This window comes from Lentzea sp. CA-135723, assembly GCF_050936595.1.
Taxonomy (GTDB): Bacteria; Actinomycetota; Actinomycetes; order Mycobacteriales; family Pseudonocardiaceae; genus Lentzea.
In genome coordinates, this window is sequence record NZ_JBNJMK010000002.1 from 549,272 (window position 1) to 563,526 (window position 14,255).

Annotated in this window: 17 protein-coding genes; 6 read left to right on the forward strand and 11 right to left on the reverse strand. The window is 69.4% G+C overall.

What is annotated here, in order from left to right; genetic code table 11:
* Nucleotides 1–29: 29 nt before the first annotated feature.
* Both ACQEU1_RS38605 and ACQEU1_RS38610 read right to left on the reverse strand, forming a co-directional pair.
* Nucleotides 30–947, reverse strand: a complete 918-nt coding sequence (locus ACQEU1_RS38605) for a hypothetical protein (RefSeq protein WP_433213534.1) — start codon at nucleotides 945–947, stop codon at nucleotides 30–32.
* A gap of 11 nt (nucleotides 948–958) precedes the next feature.
* A complete protein-coding gene (locus ACQEU1_RS38610) occupies nucleotides 959–1,930 on the reverse strand; it encodes a DUF2332 family protein (protein WP_433213537.1) in 972 nt (323 codons plus the stop codon).
* Between the two features lie 103 nt (nucleotides 1,931–2,033).
* On the opposite strand from ACQEU1_RS38610, the gene ACQEU1_RS38615 reads away from it, so the two are divergent.
* A complete protein-coding gene (locus tag ACQEU1_RS38615) occupies nucleotides 2,034–2,792 on the forward strand; it encodes an enoyl-CoA hydratase/isomerase family protein (RefSeq protein WP_433213540.1) in 759 nt (252 codons plus the stop codon).
* A 6-nt stretch (nucleotides 2,793–2,798) separates the two neighbouring features.
* Here the strand turns inward: ACQEU1_RS38615 and ACQEU1_RS38620 are convergent, their stop codons facing one another.
* From ACQEU1_RS38620 to trxA, 8 genes are all read right to left on the reverse strand, one after another.
* Complete coding sequence (locus ACQEU1_RS38620; RefSeq protein ID WP_433213543.1) at nucleotides 2,799–3,398, reverse strand: MBL fold metallo-hydrolase; 600 nt, start codon at nucleotides 3,396–3,398, stop codon at nucleotides 2,799–2,801.
* Nucleotides 3,398–4,486: an S-(hydroxymethyl)mycothiol dehydrogenase gene (locus tag ACQEU1_RS38625; protein ID WP_433213546.1), complete on the reverse strand. Its 1,089-nt coding sequence runs from the start codon at nucleotides 4,484–4,486 to the stop codon at nucleotides 3,398–3,400. Before ACQEU1_RS38625 ends, ACQEU1_RS38620 begins: the two co-directional genes overlap by 1 nt.
* A 13-nt stretch (nucleotides 4,487–4,499) precedes the next feature.
* Nucleotides 4,500–5,018 (reverse strand): VOC family protein, encoded by a 519-nt coding sequence (locus tag ACQEU1_RS38630; RefSeq protein WP_433213549.1) that lies wholly within the window; start codon nucleotides 5,016–5,018, stop codon nucleotides 4,500–4,502.
* A gap of 39 nt (nucleotides 5,019–5,057) precedes the next feature.
* Nucleotides 5,058–5,897 carry a hypothetical protein gene (locus ACQEU1_RS38635; protein ID WP_433216991.1) on the reverse strand — a complete coding sequence of 280 codons (840 nt, stop codon included), beginning with the start codon at nucleotides 5,895–5,897 and terminating at the stop codon, nucleotides 5,058–5,060.
* Nucleotides 5,898–5,978: 81 nt separating this feature from the next.
* The gene (locus ACQEU1_RS38640) at nucleotides 5,979–6,248 is read right to left on the reverse strand and encodes a DUF4235 domain-containing protein (RefSeq protein WP_090101560.1); all 270 of its coding nucleotides are present in this window, start codon (nucleotides 6,246–6,248) and stop codon (nucleotides 5,979–5,981) included.
* The gene (locus ACQEU1_RS38645) at nucleotides 6,245–6,598 is read right to left on the reverse strand and encodes a DUF3618 domain-containing protein (RefSeq protein WP_433213553.1); all 354 of its coding nucleotides are present in this window, start codon (nucleotides 6,596–6,598) and stop codon (nucleotides 6,245–6,247) included. The genes ACQEU1_RS38640 and ACQEU1_RS38645 overlap by 4 nt, the downstream gene beginning before the upstream one ends.
* The gene (locus ACQEU1_RS38650) at nucleotides 6,595–6,984 is read right to left on the reverse strand and encodes a phage holin family protein (protein WP_433213556.1); all 390 of its coding nucleotides are present in this window, start codon (nucleotides 6,982–6,984) and stop codon (nucleotides 6,595–6,597) included. The genes ACQEU1_RS38645 and ACQEU1_RS38650 overlap by 4 nt, the downstream gene beginning before the upstream one ends.
* A 33-nt stretch (nucleotides 6,985–7,017) precedes the next feature.
* On the reverse strand, nucleotides 7,018–7,398 hold the full coding sequence (gene trxA, locus ACQEU1_RS38655) for a thioredoxin (protein WP_382440647.1): 381 nt from the start codon (nucleotides 7,396–7,398) through the stop codon (nucleotides 7,018–7,020).
* Nucleotides 7,399–8,254: 856 nt separating this feature from the next.
* On the opposite strand from trxA, the gene ACQEU1_RS38660 reads away from it, so the two are divergent.
* From ACQEU1_RS38660 to ACQEU1_RS38680, 5 genes are read left to right on the forward strand one after another with little or no spacing between them, the layout of a single operon-like run.
* Nucleotides 8,255–9,157 (forward strand): ABC transporter substrate-binding protein, encoded by a 903-nt coding sequence (locus ACQEU1_RS38660; RefSeq protein ID WP_433213559.1) that lies wholly within the window; start codon nucleotides 8,255–8,257, stop codon nucleotides 9,155–9,157.
* Nucleotides 9,147–9,953: an amino acid ABC transporter permease gene (locus tag ACQEU1_RS38665; RefSeq protein ID WP_433213562.1), complete on the forward strand. Its 807-nt coding sequence runs from the start codon at nucleotides 9,147–9,149 to the stop codon at nucleotides 9,951–9,953. Before ACQEU1_RS38660 ends, ACQEU1_RS38665 begins: the two co-directional genes overlap by 11 nt.
* Complete coding sequence (locus tag ACQEU1_RS38670; protein WP_433213565.1) at nucleotides 9,940–10,698, forward strand: amino acid ABC transporter ATP-binding protein; 759 nt, start codon at nucleotides 9,940–9,942, stop codon at nucleotides 10,696–10,698. Before ACQEU1_RS38665 ends, ACQEU1_RS38670 begins: the two co-directional genes overlap by 14 nt.
* Before the next feature lies 1 nt (nucleotide 10,699).
* Entirely contained in the window at nucleotides 10,700–12,364 is a 1,665-nt protein-coding gene (locus ACQEU1_RS38675; protein WP_433213568.1) for an aminotransferase class V-fold PLP-dependent enzyme, read from the forward strand.
* 22 nt (nucleotides 12,365–12,386) lie between these two features.
* Nucleotides 12,387–13,373: a hypothetical protein gene (locus ACQEU1_RS38680; protein ID WP_433213571.1), complete on the forward strand. Its 987-nt coding sequence runs from the start codon at nucleotides 12,387–12,389 to the stop codon at nucleotides 13,371–13,373.
* Nucleotides 13,374–13,690: 317 nt separating this feature from the next.
* On the opposite strand, the gene ACQEU1_RS38685 is transcribed toward ACQEU1_RS38680, so the two are convergent.
* Nucleotides 13,691–14,053, reverse strand: coding sequence for a Scr1 family TA system antitoxin-like transcriptional regulator (locus tag ACQEU1_RS38685; protein ID WP_433213574.1), 363 nt, complete (start codon nucleotides 14,051–14,053; stop codon nucleotides 13,691–13,693).
* Between the last annotated feature and the right edge of the window lie 202 nt (nucleotides 14,054–14,255).

A 14,255-nucleotide genomic window follows, 5' to 3' on the forward strand; every position in this document is an offset into this window, starting at 1 on the left:
TGAAACACACTGTAAACGTTTGCGGTGGGTCAGCGGAAGGCGTTTCGCGTGTACGTCAGGCTGAAGGTGCCCTTGTTCGCGAAGTAGCGGTCGATGACGGCGGCCGGGTCGGTGGCCAGGTAGCCGCGGTAGATCGGGCCGTCGTTCTGGTCGTCCCAGCCCCACGGCGCGTGCGCGGCGTTGTCCTTGCCGTTGTCACCGCGGAAGGTGCCGAACGACGCGAACGTCTCCGTGTTGTTGCGGCGCGCCCACATGCCGCCCGCGTCGAGGATGTTCACCAACCGGTAGTTCACGCTGCGGTCGTTGCCGCCCGACGGCACCTCGCCGGTGGTGGCCGGCTGGTAGACCACGCCGTCGCCGCCGGGGAACTCGGCGCCGTTCCAGCGGTACAGGCCGTGGCCCTTGGCCTCCTGGAACGTCGTGGGACGGCCGTTGGTCAGCAGCAGCGTGCCGTCGATGGTCTCCGAGCCGTTGGTGTACGGCGAGCCGGCGGGGGTGTAGGAGTAGAAGTCGCTGTGCGCCACCGTGACCGCGGCTTCGAGCTTGCCGAACCCGGCGTCCTTGCGAATGGCGAGCAGGATCCCCTCCAGGTCGTTCTCGTGGGTCCTGGTGCCGAACGGGTCGGGCTGGTCGTCCCAGTCGCGCGGGTGGTAGAAGCCGTAGACGAGGAACCAGTGCGTCGAGGTCTCCGTGACGCTGTAGTAGGCGGCGCCGGTGAGCTTCGCGAGCTGGGGCTGGTTCTCCCAGTTGTTCAGCGTGTTCCAGTCGCCGTCGAAGTCCACAGTGGACAGGTAGTCGGCGTCGTAGTCGGACGAGTCGGTGTCCTGGTGGTGGACCGGGGCCCAGTGGAACGCGAGGTCGTGGTCCGACACAGCGGCGTTCGCCGGGGCGGTCAGGGCCGTGGTGAAGAGAGCGACGGCCAGCAGGGAGGCGCGGATCGTTTTCACGCCGCCGGAGGCTAGCTGTAGATGGTGACCGTCAGGCGGGGGTTTGAGCGAAAGTCTGTCGACTCGTAGGCGACGCGCGCGAGCGGCATCGAGCCGGCGGCGGCGGTCAGCGTCGTCTCGATCTCGTTGCGCTCGTCCTCGGTCAGGTACGCCCAGAACGAGCTGTGCCAGATCACCGTGTACGTGCCGCGCTCGTCCGGCGGCACGAGGTTCTCCCGCAGCCAGCGGCCGGCGGGGGAGCGCGCCACCTTCACGCCGACCGTGCTCGCGAGCTCGATGGCGTCGTCGAGGTCCCAGCGCAGCGCGTCGTGCTCGGGCGGGATGAACGACTGCAGGATCATCGCGTGCTTGGGGTCTGCGGGGTCGCGCGGCTGCAGGTCGCAGCCCGCCCGGTCGACGATCTCCAGCTGGGGCGGCGGCTGCGGCCCGACGGCGGCCAGGCGCACCGGCGAGTCCTTGTCGCCCCACTCCCAGCCGAGGCCGAACCAGCGGTAGTGGTCGAGGATGAGGTTCAGCCCGGCGCACGCGCCCAGTTCGAGCAGCCTGACCTTCGGCGCGCCGATCATCGTGAGGCCCCTGAGCAGGAACCCGGCCGTCTTGGGCTGGTGCTGCTGCACGGTCCGGTCCAGCGCGGCGAGGATGTCGCCCGCGTTCTCGACGATCGCCCGCCGGGCCGCGAGCCACGCCAGCAACGCCGTCGAGTCGGACTCCCCGGCCATCGCCGCCGCGTGCGCGCTGGCGAACCGCTGGCTGAGCTCCGGCGCCTTGCCCGACAGCATCAGCAACCGCACGCCCGCGAGCGCCTGGATGCCGAACAGCGGGCTGTGCACGGCGCTGTGCGAGCACAGCAGGTCCGCCACCGGCCCGCCCCGGTCGAGCTCGCTCGCCAGCTCGGAGAGGATGCGCGCGGACACCGGCGCGCTGGTGCGCAGGCGCACCGCGAGCGTGCGCAGCGTCGATGCCCCGATAGCGGCCGCGGTCACGTTCCCTCCCTCTATCGGCAACGCACTTTACAAGGGCGTGAACGCGTTCCTACCCCCGTGTGACCGCGCGTGCTGCCAGCGGTCGATCGGTATCGTGCGGCGGGTGAGCGAGTTCCTGGACCTGACCGCGGCCGGCCCGGTCGCGACGTTGACGATCAACCGCCCGGCCAAGCGCAACGCCATGTCGTTCGACATGTGGTCGGCTTTGCCAGGTCTGATGGCCCGCGTCGCCGCCGACGACGACGTCCGCGTGCTGGTCATCCGGGGTGGCGAGCACTTCTCGGCGGGCGCCGACATCGCCGAGTTCGGCACGCTGCGACGAGGCCCGGAAGGCGCCGCGCACTACGGCGAGGCCGTGCACCTGGGCGAGCGCGCGATCTCCCAGCTCGGCAAGCCCACGATCGCCGCCGTGTCGGGCTTCTGCGTCGGCGGCGGCTGCGAGATCGCTCTCGCCTGCGACATCCGGGTGGCGTCCGCCGACGCCCGGTTCGGCATCACGCCCGCGAAGCTCGGCATCGTCTACAACTTCACCTCCACCAAGGCCCTGGTGGACGCGGTGGGTCCGGCGTGGGCGAAGCAGATCCTGTTCTCGGCCGACCTGATCGACTCGGCCACGGCGTTGCGGATCGGCCTGGTGAACGAGGTCGTGGAGTCGCTGGACGCCCGCGTGAAGGAGCTGTCCGAGCAGATCGCCGGCCGCGCGCAGGTGTCGGTGCGGGGCGCCAAGAAGATCATCAACTCGATCACGGACGGCGGGCACGAGGACGACTTCGTGCGCGCCCTGTACGCGGAGGCCGCCTCCAGCGCCGACTACGCCGAGGGCGTGACGGCGTTCCTGGAGAAGCGGCCTCCGCGGTTCTAGAGGGCTCTAGAAGACCTCGGCGGCGATCGTGGTGTCGTCGCCGTGGCCCGTGTGCACCACGGTGTCGCCGGGCAGCGTCAGCAGCTTCTCCCGGATGGACGCCTCGATCGTGGGCCGGTCCGAGAACGACCGGCCCGTGGCGCCCGGCCCGCCCTGGAACAGGGTGTCGCCGGTGAACACCGCGCCGAGCGACGGCACGTAGAAGCACACGGCGCCCGGCGAGTGGCCCGGCGTGTGCAGCACGTGGATCTCCTCGCCGGCGACCGTGAGCACCTGGCCGTCTTCCAGCGCCTGGTGCGGGATCACGCCGGTGTGCGTCAGGTTCCAGACCACGTGGTCGGCCTGGTGCAACGCCATCGGCGCGTTGGTCGCGTGCGCCAGGTCGGGCGCCACCCGCACGTGGTCGTCGTGGGCGTGGGTCAGCAGGATCGCGACGACCTTGCGACCGTCCACGGCCTTGAGGATCGCGTCCACGTCGTGCGGGGCGTCGATGACGACGCACTCGCTGTCGTCGCCGATGACCCAGACGTTGTTGTCGACGTCGAAGGTCTCGCCGTCGAGCGAGAACGTGCCGGACGTGACGGTGTGGTCGACGCGCAACGCCATCAGAACACCACCACCGAGCGCAGCACGTCGCCGTGGTGCATCTTCTCGAACGCGGCCTCGACGCCGTCGAGCGCGATCTCCTCGGTGACGAACGCGTCCAGGTCGAAGCGGCCCTGCTGGTAGAGGTCCACCAGCATCGGGAAGTCGCGCGACGGCAGGCAGTCGCCGTACCACGAGGACTTCAGCGAGCCGCCGCGGCTGAAGAAGTCGATCAGCGGCATCTCCAGCTTCATGTCCGGCGTCGGAACACCCACCAGGACAACGGTTCCGGCGAGGTCGCGGGCGTAGAACGCCTGCTTCCACGTCTCCGGGCGGCCGACCGCGTCGATCACGACGTCCGCGCCGAACGAGTCCGTCAGGTCCTGGATCGCGGTGACGATGTCGTCGACCTCGCGTGCGTTGATGGTGTGCGTGGCGCCGAAACCCTTGGCCCACTCCAGCTTCCGCGGGTCGGTGTCGACGGCGATGATCTTCGCGGCGCCTGCGATGCGCGCGCCCGCGATGGCGCCGTCACCGACACCGCCGCAGCCGATCACGGCCACCGAGTCGCCGCGACCAACGCCACCGGTGTTCACCGCGGCGCCGACACCGGCCATCACGCCGCAGCCCAGCAGGCCGACGGCCGCGGCGCGCGCGGCCGGGTCGACCTTCGTGCACTGTCCGGAGTGGACCAGCGTCTTCTCGACGAACGCGCCGATGCCCAGCGCGGGCGAGAGCTTCGTGCCGTCCGCCAGCGTCATCGGCTGCGAGGCGTTGAACGTCGAGAAGCAGTACCAGGGCTTGCCGCGCTTGCAGGCGCGGCACGTCCCGCAGACCGCGCGCCAGTTCAGCACGACGAAGTCGCCGGGCTCCAGATCCGTGACGCCGGCGCCGACCGACTCCACGACACCCGCGGCCTCGTGGCCCAGCAGGAACGGGAAGTCGTCGTTGATGCCGCCCTCGCGGTAGTGCAGGTCGGTGTGGCACACGCCGCACGCCTGGATCTTCACCACGGCCTCGCCGGGGCCGGGATCGGGCACCAGCACCGAGGTGAGCTCGACGGGTTGACCTTTGCCCCGGGCGACGATGCCCTTGACCTCTTGCGCCACTGCGACTCCGTCCTCAGTTGATCAGCGTCGTGCCTTCGAACTCGCCGAGAACTTCCCGGTAGAACTCAATCCCTACACCGTTGGGGTCGCGGATGTACAGGCTGTCCTCGACGCCGCGGTCGGGGCCCAGGTACTCGATCCCCGCCTCGTCCAGCTTGGACTTGATCTCGTCGAACCGCTCGGGCGACGTCGAGAGGGCCAGGTGCTGAACGGCACCGATCGTCTCGGAGAACGCCGGGTGGTCGTGGCCGGGGAAGTCGAAGAACCCCAGCAGGTTCTTCGCGCCCAGGTCGAAGAAGAAGTGGCTGGAGCCGTTGTAGTCGCGGTTCTCCACGAGCTCGACCAGCGGGAAGCCGAGGAACTCCTGGTAGAACTCGATCGTCTCCTCGACGTCCTTGCAGATCAACGCGATGTGGTGCACACCGCGCGTCGGTGAGCCGCCCCGTTCGGCGAGTGGCTTCACGTACCGTTCGCGCAGCTCGTCGCGCTTGGCCCGGATGGCGGCGAGCTCTTCACCCTCTGGCTGTGGCATGAGGCCCAGAGTAGTTGAGGGTTCAAAGATCCGCAGGCCTCAGCCGGCGACGCCCTCGAACTCCGTCGCGTGCTCCTCGCCGAGCAGGGTGGCCTGCACGAACGCCACGCTCGTCTCGGGGGCCAGACGGGGGTCGCGCCGCGCCGGCGGCTGCCGCGAGTAGACCTTCAGCGACGTCACGTCGTGCAGCCCGAACCCGTCGCCGACACCCCACTGCGCGAGGCTGCGGGCGCTCATGAGCTCCTCCGCGTCGTCCAGCGACGGCGCCGAGAAGTACAGCCGCCCGTTCAGGTAGACGCCGCGCGCGCCGTTCGCCGAGATGATCGTGACGGGCTCGCCGGTGCGGCAGGCGAGGAAGTGGAACGCGATGCCGCCGCCGAGCGAGCCGACGACCGTGGCCGCCGTGAGCCCGCTCCACGTCACCGGCCTGCGCGCGAACGCCTCGGCCTGGCCCAGCAGGAACTCGCGGTAGACCTGCGGGCTGAGGTCCTGCAGGTAGTTCCACATCCGGAACACGTGGTGGTAGCCGAGCTTGCCGGCCAGTTCGAGTGCCGCGCGGAACGCCAGCCGGCCCGCGTAGGTGTGCTCGTCGCACGGCGGGATCCGACCGGCGCAGAACAGGTACTCGCCGTCGTGCGCGTACGCGATCGCCTTGTGCTCGCCGGATTCGACGCCGTGCGCGCTCGTCCAGACCTCGGCGAACCCGCCGCGGTCGTCCGCGAGGTGCACGGTCAGTTCCGGACAGCCGTTCTTCACCACCGGGTTGAAGGACGTGCCGGCGAACCGCACGACGCCCAGCCGGTGCCGCTGTCCGTCCTGGTCTGCTTCGAGCGGTTCGAACGTCGAAGAAATTGCACGGGACCGCACCTGACGAGTCATCACTGGCCTTTCCCGGGGGACCGGGTCAGGTTAATTCGCTCCAGGTGCGGTCGTGAACCACCGCGTCTCGTTTCGCCGCGCTCAATCCTCTTCGTCGCCGGGCCATTCCCCGGTGAGCTTCTGGAAACCCTTGGCGCCACCGCGGTCGATCGCGGCCTTGACCAGGCCGAAGATCGCGCCCTGCAACGCCGCTGCCAGCAACACCTCGGTCCACGCCCGGTTGCGCATCGTGGCGCTGGGCGCTTCTTTGTCGCCCGCGACGAGTTTCCAGATCTGGCCGAAGATGGCGGTGGCGAGGAACCCGCCGAGCGCGCCGAACAGCATTCCCAGCGGCCGGTACAGGAGTTTCATCGGTTCCTCCGGGAAATCGCCCAGATCGCCACGATCAACGCGATCAGCGCGGCCGCGATCGCACCGGGGTGCCGGCGCGCCTTCTCGACCTGCGCGGCCACGGGCTCCGGCAAGGAGTCGATCGCGTTGTTGGTCGCCGCGGTGGCCGAGTCGATCGCCTTGGCCGCCGCCGTGGTGGCCGAGTCGATCGCGTCGTTCGTGGCGGCGGTGACCTTGAGCTTGGTCTCCTGCGCCTGCTCCTTCACGCGGGCGGGCACGTCCACCTTGTGCGCCAAGGCTTCCACGGTCTCGCCCAGCTCGCGCCGGGCCCGTTCGACCTCCGCCTGCAGCTGCTTCTTCTCGTCGCTCATCGGTGCGCGCTCTCCTTGATCGTCGCGATGTCCTGCTGGACGTTGTCCATCGCCTGCCGCGGCATCGGTGGGGTCGCCTGCTTCACCTGGCCCTTGCCCACGAGCGCGAAGACGCCCGCGAACAGCAGAAGGGCGGCCGCGACGATCAACGCGGCCGCCCAGGGCGGAACTACGAGAGCCAGCAGCAGGATCAGGCCCGCGACGACGCTGAGCCCGCCCCACCACGCGAACACGCCGGCCGCGCCGAACATCCCGGCGCCGACACCGGCGTGCTTGCCCTTGTCCTTCAGCTCGGCCACGGCGAGACGGATCTCATCGCGTGCGAGCGTGCTCACCTGCTCGGACAGCTGGTGCACCAGCTGAGCGGTCGACGTGTCGCTCTTCATGCACGTCGGCTACCCACAGGTGCGTTGAGCCAATCAGCCCTGCTGGGCCTGGGCCTCCGCGACCTTGGCGCGCACGTCGTCCATGTCCACCTTCCGAGCCTGCTCGATCAGGTCGTCCAGAGCCGGCCCGGGCAGCGCACCCGGCTGCGAGAACAGCACGACGCCTTCGCGCACGATCATCAGCGTCGGGATCGACCGGATGCCGAACGTGGCCGCGAGCTCCTGCTGCGCCTCCGTGTCGACCTTGCCGAACACGACGTCCTCGTTCTTGTCCGACGCGGCCTCGTACGTGGGCCCGAACGCGCGGCACGGACCGCACCACTCGGCCCAGAAGTCGACCAGGACGATGCCGGAGCCCTCGGAGCCGCCGACCACCTCGTCGAAGTTCTCCTTGGTCAGCTCGACCGTCGCCATGTTGGTCCTCCTCGTTCGCTTGGGGCTTCCCGTCCAACGAAACGGGGGCCGATGGAATTCCCCGCGCGGTGGAGGGGGTGCTGCCGGTCACGCCTGAGAGGGCGGGGAGGCGAGGAGGGAGGGAGAGAAGGCGGGGAGGCGAGGGAGAGAGAGGGAGGGAGGCGGAGAGGGGAGGCGGGGGAGGGGAGGCGGAGAGGCGGAGAGGCGGGGAGGCGGAGAGGCGGGGAGGGGGAGAGGCGGGGAGGGGAGTCAGGAAGAGCGGGAGGGAGGGAAGGAGGGAGGGCTGTGGGTTGGTGAGTGCGGCGGAGGTGGTGGGGCCGGCAGAGGTGGTGAGTGGGCCTGAGGTGGTGAGCGGGCCGGAGGTGGCGAGTGGCGCGAAGTGGCCGGGGCGAGCCCGCTGGGTGGGGTGGCGAGGGGAGCGGGGTGGCCAGGTGCCGGGCAGACGGCGCGAGCCCGCAAGCGAGTGGGGGCACCGGCGAGCCCTCCAGGTGGGTGTGGCCGGCTGTGGGAGCGAGCCCGCTACGTGGGGTGTGGCTGGTTGCGGGAGCGAGCCCGGTACGTGTGTGCGGCTGGCTGCGGGAGCGAGCCTGCTGAAAGGCGGGTAGTCGTGGGCGCGGGCCCGTCTCGTAACGGTTCGGCAGCGCTTCAACTTTTTGTGGAGGCCTTCAACAGGGTGTTCACCCGAAGCCCCTGCCCGCCCTCTGCTCCGAATCCACGCAGCTCAGCCGCCCTCCCGTCGCCCGCCCAGCCAGGCGGTCCGACACCTCGGCCCGCTCCAGGGGCCCGGCAAGTGCCGGGAAAGTCTGGTTCAACTTTTTGTGGACGTCTTCAACTCGGCGTTGTACGGTTCCCGGCCATGAAGCCGCGCCTGCTCGTGACCTCGCTGCTCGTACTGGGGCTCGCCGCCTGCGGGTCCACGTCTGAGTCGACTCAGACGTCCACTCCGCCGTCGTCCGACCTGTCGTCGGTCCAGAAGGACGACAAGCTCGCCGCGCTGCTGCCGCCCGAGATCGCGTCGGCCGGCACGTTGAAGGTCGGGTCGAACATCCAGAACCCGCCGAACAACTTCTACGACCAGGACGGCAAGACCCCGATGGGGTCCGAGGTCGACCTGATCAAGGCGATCGCCGCCAAGCTCGGGCTCAAGGCCGAGCACAGCGACATGGCGTTCAGCTCGCTCATCACGAGTCTGGAGACCGGCCGCGTCGACGTGACGATGGCGGCGATGAACGACACCGCCGAGCGCCAGCAGAAGATCGACTTCGTCGACTACTTCACCTCCGGCATCACGATCATGGTGCAGAAGGGGAACCCGCAGGGCGTCAAGACGCCGGAAGACCTGTGCGGCAAGGGCATCGCGGTGAACCTGGGCAGCTCGCAGGAGCAGTTCGGCAAGGAGCAGAGCGAGAAGTGCAAGGCGGCGGGCAAACCGGAGGTGCAGCTCAGCGTCACCGACAGCGACACCGGCAACCAGAACCAGCTGCGCACCGGCCGTGTCGCCGCGATCCTCAACGACCTGCCGACCGCGGTGTACGTCGCGAAGACCGCGGGTGACGGCCAGTACTTCGAGGTCGTGCCGCTCGCCCCGATCAACGGCGGTCCGTACGGCATCGGCGTCGCGAAGAAGAACGCCAAGCTCTCCGAGGCGATCAAGGCCGCGCTGCAGGCCCTGATCGACGACGGCACCTACGAGAAGATCGTCACCACCTGGGACATCAAGCAGGGTGCGATCACGAAGGCCCAGATCAATGGCAAGTGAGAACCTGGTGGTCGTGCCGCTGCGCCACCCCTGGCGGTGGGTCAGCGGCGCGGTCATCGTCCTGGTCATCGCGGGGCTGGGCTGGGCGATGTCCGAGGCCCAGATCCAGTGGGAGGACGTGCCGGGGTTCTTCACGCACCCCGTCATGCTCGAAGGCCTGCTCAACACGATCGTGCTCGCCATCGCCGCGCAGGGTGGCGCGATCGTGCTCGGCGTCGTCATCGCCCTCATGAGGCTGTCGGCGAACCCCGTCGCGCGGTGGTTCGCGGTCGGCTACATCTGGCTGTTCCGCGGCCTGCCGGTGCTGCTGCAGATCCTGATCTGGTTCAACCTGGCGCTGATCTTCAAGAACATCAGCATCCCGATGCTGTTCTCCGTGCCCACCAACGTGGTCATGACGGCGTTCGTGGCGGCGTTGCTCGGGCTCGGGCTGAACGAGAGCGCCTACATGGCCGAGATCGTCCGCGCGGGCCTGAGCAGCGTGGACGAAGGGCAGACCGAGGCGGCCAAGTCGATCGGCATGACGCCGCTCAAGACGCTCAGCAGAGTCGTGCTGCCGCAGGCGATGCGCGTGATCATCCCGCCTACGGGCAACAACTTCATCAACATGATCAAGGGCACCTCGATGGCGTCGGTGATCGCCTTCCTGGAGCTCATCCACGCCGCGAACAACATCTCGTCGCGCAACCTGGAGATCATGGAAACCCTGTTCGCCGCCGCGGCCTGGTACCTCGTGATGGTGTCCCTCGCGTCGATCGGGCAGCACTACCTGGAGCGTGCTTATGGCCCTCGTTGAGGCGGTTGGGGTCCGCAAGTCGTTCGGCCACACCGAGGTCCTCAAGGGCATCGACATGGAGGTCGATCGCGGCGAGGTCGTGTGCCTGCTCGGGCCGTCCGGTGCCGGCAAGTCGACGTTCCTGCGGTGCGTGAACCACCTGGAGACCATCGACGCCGGACGGATCTGGGTCGACGGCGTGCCGGTCGGGTTCCGGGCGCACCAGGGCAAGCTGTACGAGCTGAGGGAGAAGGACGTCGCCCGGCAGCGGCGGGACGTCGGCATGGTGTTCCAGCGGTTCAACCTCTTCCCGCACCGCACGGCGCTCGAGAACGTCATGGAGGGCCCGGTCCAGGTGCTGGGGCGCTCCCGTGCCGAGGTGCGCGCGGAGGCGGTGCGGCTGCTGGACCGGGTGGGACTGGGCGAGAAGGCCGGTTCGTACCCCGGCCAGCTGTCCGGCGGTCAGCAGCAACGTGTTGCGATCGCGCGTGCTCTGGCGATGAAGCCCAAGCTGATGCTGTTCGACGAGCCCACGTCCGCGTTGGACCCGGAGCTGGTCGGCGAGGTGCTCGACGTGATGACCTCGCTCGCCCGCGACGGCATGACGATGATCGTGGTCACTCACGAGATCGGCTTCGCCCGCTCGGTCGCCGACCGCGTGGTGTTCCTGGTCGACGGCGCGGTGGTGGAGTCCGGCACGCCCGCCGACGTCCTGGACAATCCGCAGCAGCCGCGCACGCAACAGTTCCTCGCAAAGGTGCTCTGAGTTGATCGACGCCTCGTACCTCTCCCAGTTCCGCGAACCCGAGGGGTATCTCGACTTCGCCCGCTTCGGCCCGCCGTCCCTGCCGGTGGTCACCGCGACCTCGCGGCTGATGGAACAGGCCTCGCTGGCCGGTCCCTCCACTGTGGACACCCTGATGCGCGAGGAGCAACGGGTGAAGGCGGCCGTGGCACGCCTGTGCCGCACGGACACCGACCACGTGGCGCTCGTGCCGAACACGTCGGTCGGCCTGTTCCAGGCGGCGTTCGGGCTGTCCGGCACGGTCATGTACTCGGCGGCGGAGTTCCCGTCCAACACCTACCCGTGGGTGCGGGCGGGCCTCCCGTCGGTCGTGCTGGACGGCCCGGTGCACCCGGCCGCCGTCTCCGTTGCCCTGACCGCCGAGGTGTCGGCACTGTCGGTGTCCGCTGTGGACTTCCGCACCGGCTACCGCGCGGACCTGGCGGCGTTGCGCGAGACCGTCGGCGACCGGCTGCTGATCGTGGACGGCATCCAGGGCTTCGGCGTGGTGGACGAGCCGTGGGAGGTCGCCGACGTGCTCGTGGTCGGCGGCCAGAAGTGGCTGCGGGCGGGCTGGAGCACCGGTTTCGCCGTGCTGTCGGACCGCGCCCTGGAACGGTTGTCGCCCGTGCTGTCGGGCTGGACGGGCGCGCTCGACGCGGGCCTGTTCGACGACTCAGTGCACGACGCGGCCCCGGACGCCGCCTCCTGGAACATCACGAACCTCTCGCCGGTCGTGTCCGGAGCGTTCGCCGAAGCGTTGGAACTCGTGGAACTGGCCGGGGTGTCCGCTTTGGACGCCGCCGTGAGCGAGATCGTCGGCGAGGTCGAGGAGATCGTGCTGTCGGCCGGCGGCAAGATCGTGTCGGCGCGCGACCGCAGGGCCGGCATCCTCGCCTTCACCATGCCCGAGGCGGCCTCGGTGGTCGGGGAGGCGTTGAACGCCTTCGGCGTCACCGCCACCGTGCGCCCGGAGCACGTCCGGCTGTCCCCGCACGCCACCACCTCGCGCGGCACGCTGGAACGGGTGCGCGCGGCGCTGAAGTCGTTGTCCGGCACGGCGACCTCACCGATTCCCGCGGCTCTGTCGGCGCTGGTCCCGACGATCGACAGCCTCGCCTCGGCGCTGGGCCCGGACACCGAGGTCGTCGTGCACGACCTGTCCCGGCTGCCGAACTCGATCATCGCGATCGCCGGTTCGCTGACCGGCCGCCAGGTGGGCGGCCCGATGACGGACCTGCTGCTGGGTCTCGTCCGGCGTGGCACCACCACCGACATGCCCGGCTACGAGACCTACGCCCCGGACGGCAGGGCCATCTGGTCCTCCACCACCTTCGTCCGCGACGCGGCGGGCGTCGCCGTGGGATGCCTGTGCGTCAACAAACTCGCGGCCCACGAGGCCTCGGGCCCGGTCGAGTCGTTCCCGCAGGACGTGGACACGCTGCAACGCGTCCTGGTCGAGAAGGCCATCGCCGACGTGGGCGTGCCGGTCGAACTGATGAAGAAGGTGCACAAGTCGCAGGTCGTCCGCGTGCTGGACGAGGCGGGCTACTTCCTCATCCGCGACGCGGTGGACGCGCTGGCGGCCGACCTCGGGGTCACCCGCTACACGATCTACAACTACCTCAACGAGAACCGCGGCACCTGACCCCGCGGCTACGATCACCGCCATGGTCCGCACCACCCCGCCGCGCCCGGTCGACATCGCGGCGCTGATCCCCGGCCTGGCCCCGCTCGCACGCACCACCGTGCGCCTGCACCCCAGGCCGGGCGAGCCGACGGCCGCGGACAGCTCGATCGGCGGCCCACTCCTGTGGCCGTCGGACGAGCCGTGGCCGACGTGTCCCGAGCACGCCGGCCCAGTGCTCGAAGGCGCTTCCGTGCCGGACGTGCTGGCACGCCGGCGAATCCTCGCCGAGGCGTGGGCACGCCCGCGCCCGCCCGGCCAGAACCTGTTGACAGAGCGGGAGAAGCTCGTCGTCGACCGGGTGGACGACGGCGAGGAGATCGCGGTGGACGGCCCGTTGCCAATGGTGCCGGTCGCCCAGTTGTACGCGCGCGACGTGCCCGGCCTGCCCAGCCCGGGCGGCGCGGACCTGCTGCAGGTGCTGTGGTGCCCGTTCGACCACGAGGACGAGGGCTACGTGCCCACCACCGCACTGCGCTGGCGAGTCGTCGCCGACGTGACCGACCCGGTCGAGGCGCCTTTGCCCGCCGCCGTGGAGGAGCACTACCTGCCGCAGCCGTGCGTGCTGCACCCGGAAGAGGTCACGGAGTACCCGGCACCGCACTGCCTGCCGCGCGACCTGGCCGAGCGGGTCCGCGAGTGGGAGGACGGGGACCACGGGAGGTACCAGCTGACCCTGGCGGTGGCCGACGGCACCAAGGCCGGTGGGCACGGGCCGTGGAGCTTCTCCGACCCGTTCCCGATGTCCTGCCCCGATTGTTCTGCGGACGTCACCCCGCTGCTCACCCTGGCCAGTGCGGAGTGGGACGGCCTGGGCGCCTGGCAGCCGGTAGAGGACGCGGAGGGCGAGCACCCGCCGTTCCCGTCGCCGAACGAGCCGACGATGCTGATGATCGGGCGCAGCTACAACCTGCAGCTCTACGCCTGCACGGCCGACGCCGCGCACCGCCACGTCAGCAACATGCAGTAACTAGCCGGACCAGGCTCTGTCAGGCGGGAACGCGAGCACGTCGCCGCCGGCGTTCTTCTACGTCGTGGGCTGCTGTGCCGACGACGAGCTGCTCTGCCGGGGCGCCGGCGTGCGGCTGGCTGGGGGCGGACTCACCCCACTCCGATCGGCTGGGTCAGGTATTGGGCCGGCCTGTGGCGCGTCTGCCCGTGGTTCAGCGCGACTTTCGCCAAGCGTTCGAAGAGCTGCCGTGCCTTCGCGATCGCACCGAGGTCTTGCACGAGGACGCGCGCGAACTCGGACTCGCTGCAGGCGACCGGGTTCGCCTTCTCGTATTGCTACTGGCGGTCCGTTCGGCACTGCACGAGTTCGGGGATGCGCTTCTCCGAGACCGTGCCGTGTGCCTGGTAGACCTCCGTGGCGTACTCGGGAATCTGGTGGAGACCCGGCACGACCATCGTGTCGTAGCTGGTGATCGTCACCGTGGTCGCCTCGGCCTTGCCGACGGTGCGGAGGTTGCCCGACACCTGCACGATGTACTCGTCGAAGGCGTACTGGTAGCGGCGCCGGAAGTCGCTGATGAAGTCGATGTCCTTGCCGCACATGGACAAGTACTGGATCGGATCGACCTCGCTGGCCCGTGCCCTGCCGTTCTCAACCGTTGAGACCTTGCTCGGGTCCCAGCCGAGCCTTTCGGCCAATCGGGTGCTCGTTCGGGTGAAAACAAAGCGGGGACCGGGATCGCGTGCCGCTAGAGCGTTCGAGCTTTCCAGTAACTTACGTCTTCCAAAGCTGACATCTCGGCTTTACCGTTCCAGGTGTGAGAGCGCTCTCAAAGACGAGATGGCGGCGGGGACTTGCCGCCGCAGCGATTGCCCTGTCGTCATTGGCGACGGTCCAGGC

What these genes read in the sequence shown, in the direction of transcription:
- ACQEU1_RS38660 (WP_433213559.1), top strand. Translation starts at nt 8,255, where the DNA reads ATGAAGCCGCGCCTGCTCGTGACCTCGCTGCTCGTACTGGGGCTCGCC.
- ACQEU1_RS38665 (WP_433213562.1), top strand. Translation starts at nt 9,147, where the DNA reads ATGGCAAGTGAGAACCTGGTGGTCGTGCCGCTGCGCCACCCCTGGCGG.
- ACQEU1_RS38640 (WP_090101560.1), bottom strand. Translation starts at nt 6,248, where the DNA reads ATGAAACTCCTGTACCGGCCGCTGGGAATGCTGTTCGGCGCGCTCGGC.
- ACQEU1_RS38650 (WP_433213556.1), bottom strand. Translation starts at nt 6,984, where the DNA reads ATGAAGAGCGACACGTCGACCGCTCAGCTGGTGCACCAGCTGTCCGAG.
- ACQEU1_RS38680 (WP_433213571.1), top strand. Translation starts at nt 12,387, where the DNA reads ATGGTCCGCACCACCCCGCCGCGCCCGGTCGACATCGCGGCGCTGATC.
- ACQEU1_RS38620 (WP_433213543.1), bottom strand. Translation starts at nt 3,398, where the DNA reads ATGGCGTTGCGCGTCGACCACACCGTCACGTCCGGCACGTTCTCGCTC.
- ACQEU1_RS38670 (WP_433213565.1), top strand. Translation starts at nt 9,940, where the DNA reads ATGGCCCTCGTTGAGGCGGTTGGGGTCCGCAAGTCGTTCGGCCACACC.
- ACQEU1_RS38645 (WP_433213553.1), bottom strand. Translation starts at nt 6,598, where the DNA reads ATGAGCGACGAGAAGAAGCAGCTGCAGGCGGAGGTCGAACGGGCCCGG.
- trxA (WP_382440647.1), bottom strand. Translation starts at nt 7,398, where the DNA reads ATGGCGACGGTCGAGCTGACCAAGGAGAACTTCGACGAGGTGGTCGGC.
- ACQEU1_RS38635 (WP_433216991.1), bottom strand. Translation starts at nt 5,897, where the DNA reads ATGACTCGTCAGGTGCGGTCCCGTGCAATTTCTTCGACGTTCGAACCG.
- ACQEU1_RS38630 (WP_433213549.1), bottom strand. Translation starts at nt 5,018, where the DNA reads ATGCCACAGCCAGAGGGTGAAGAGCTCGCCGCCATCCGGGCCAAGCGC.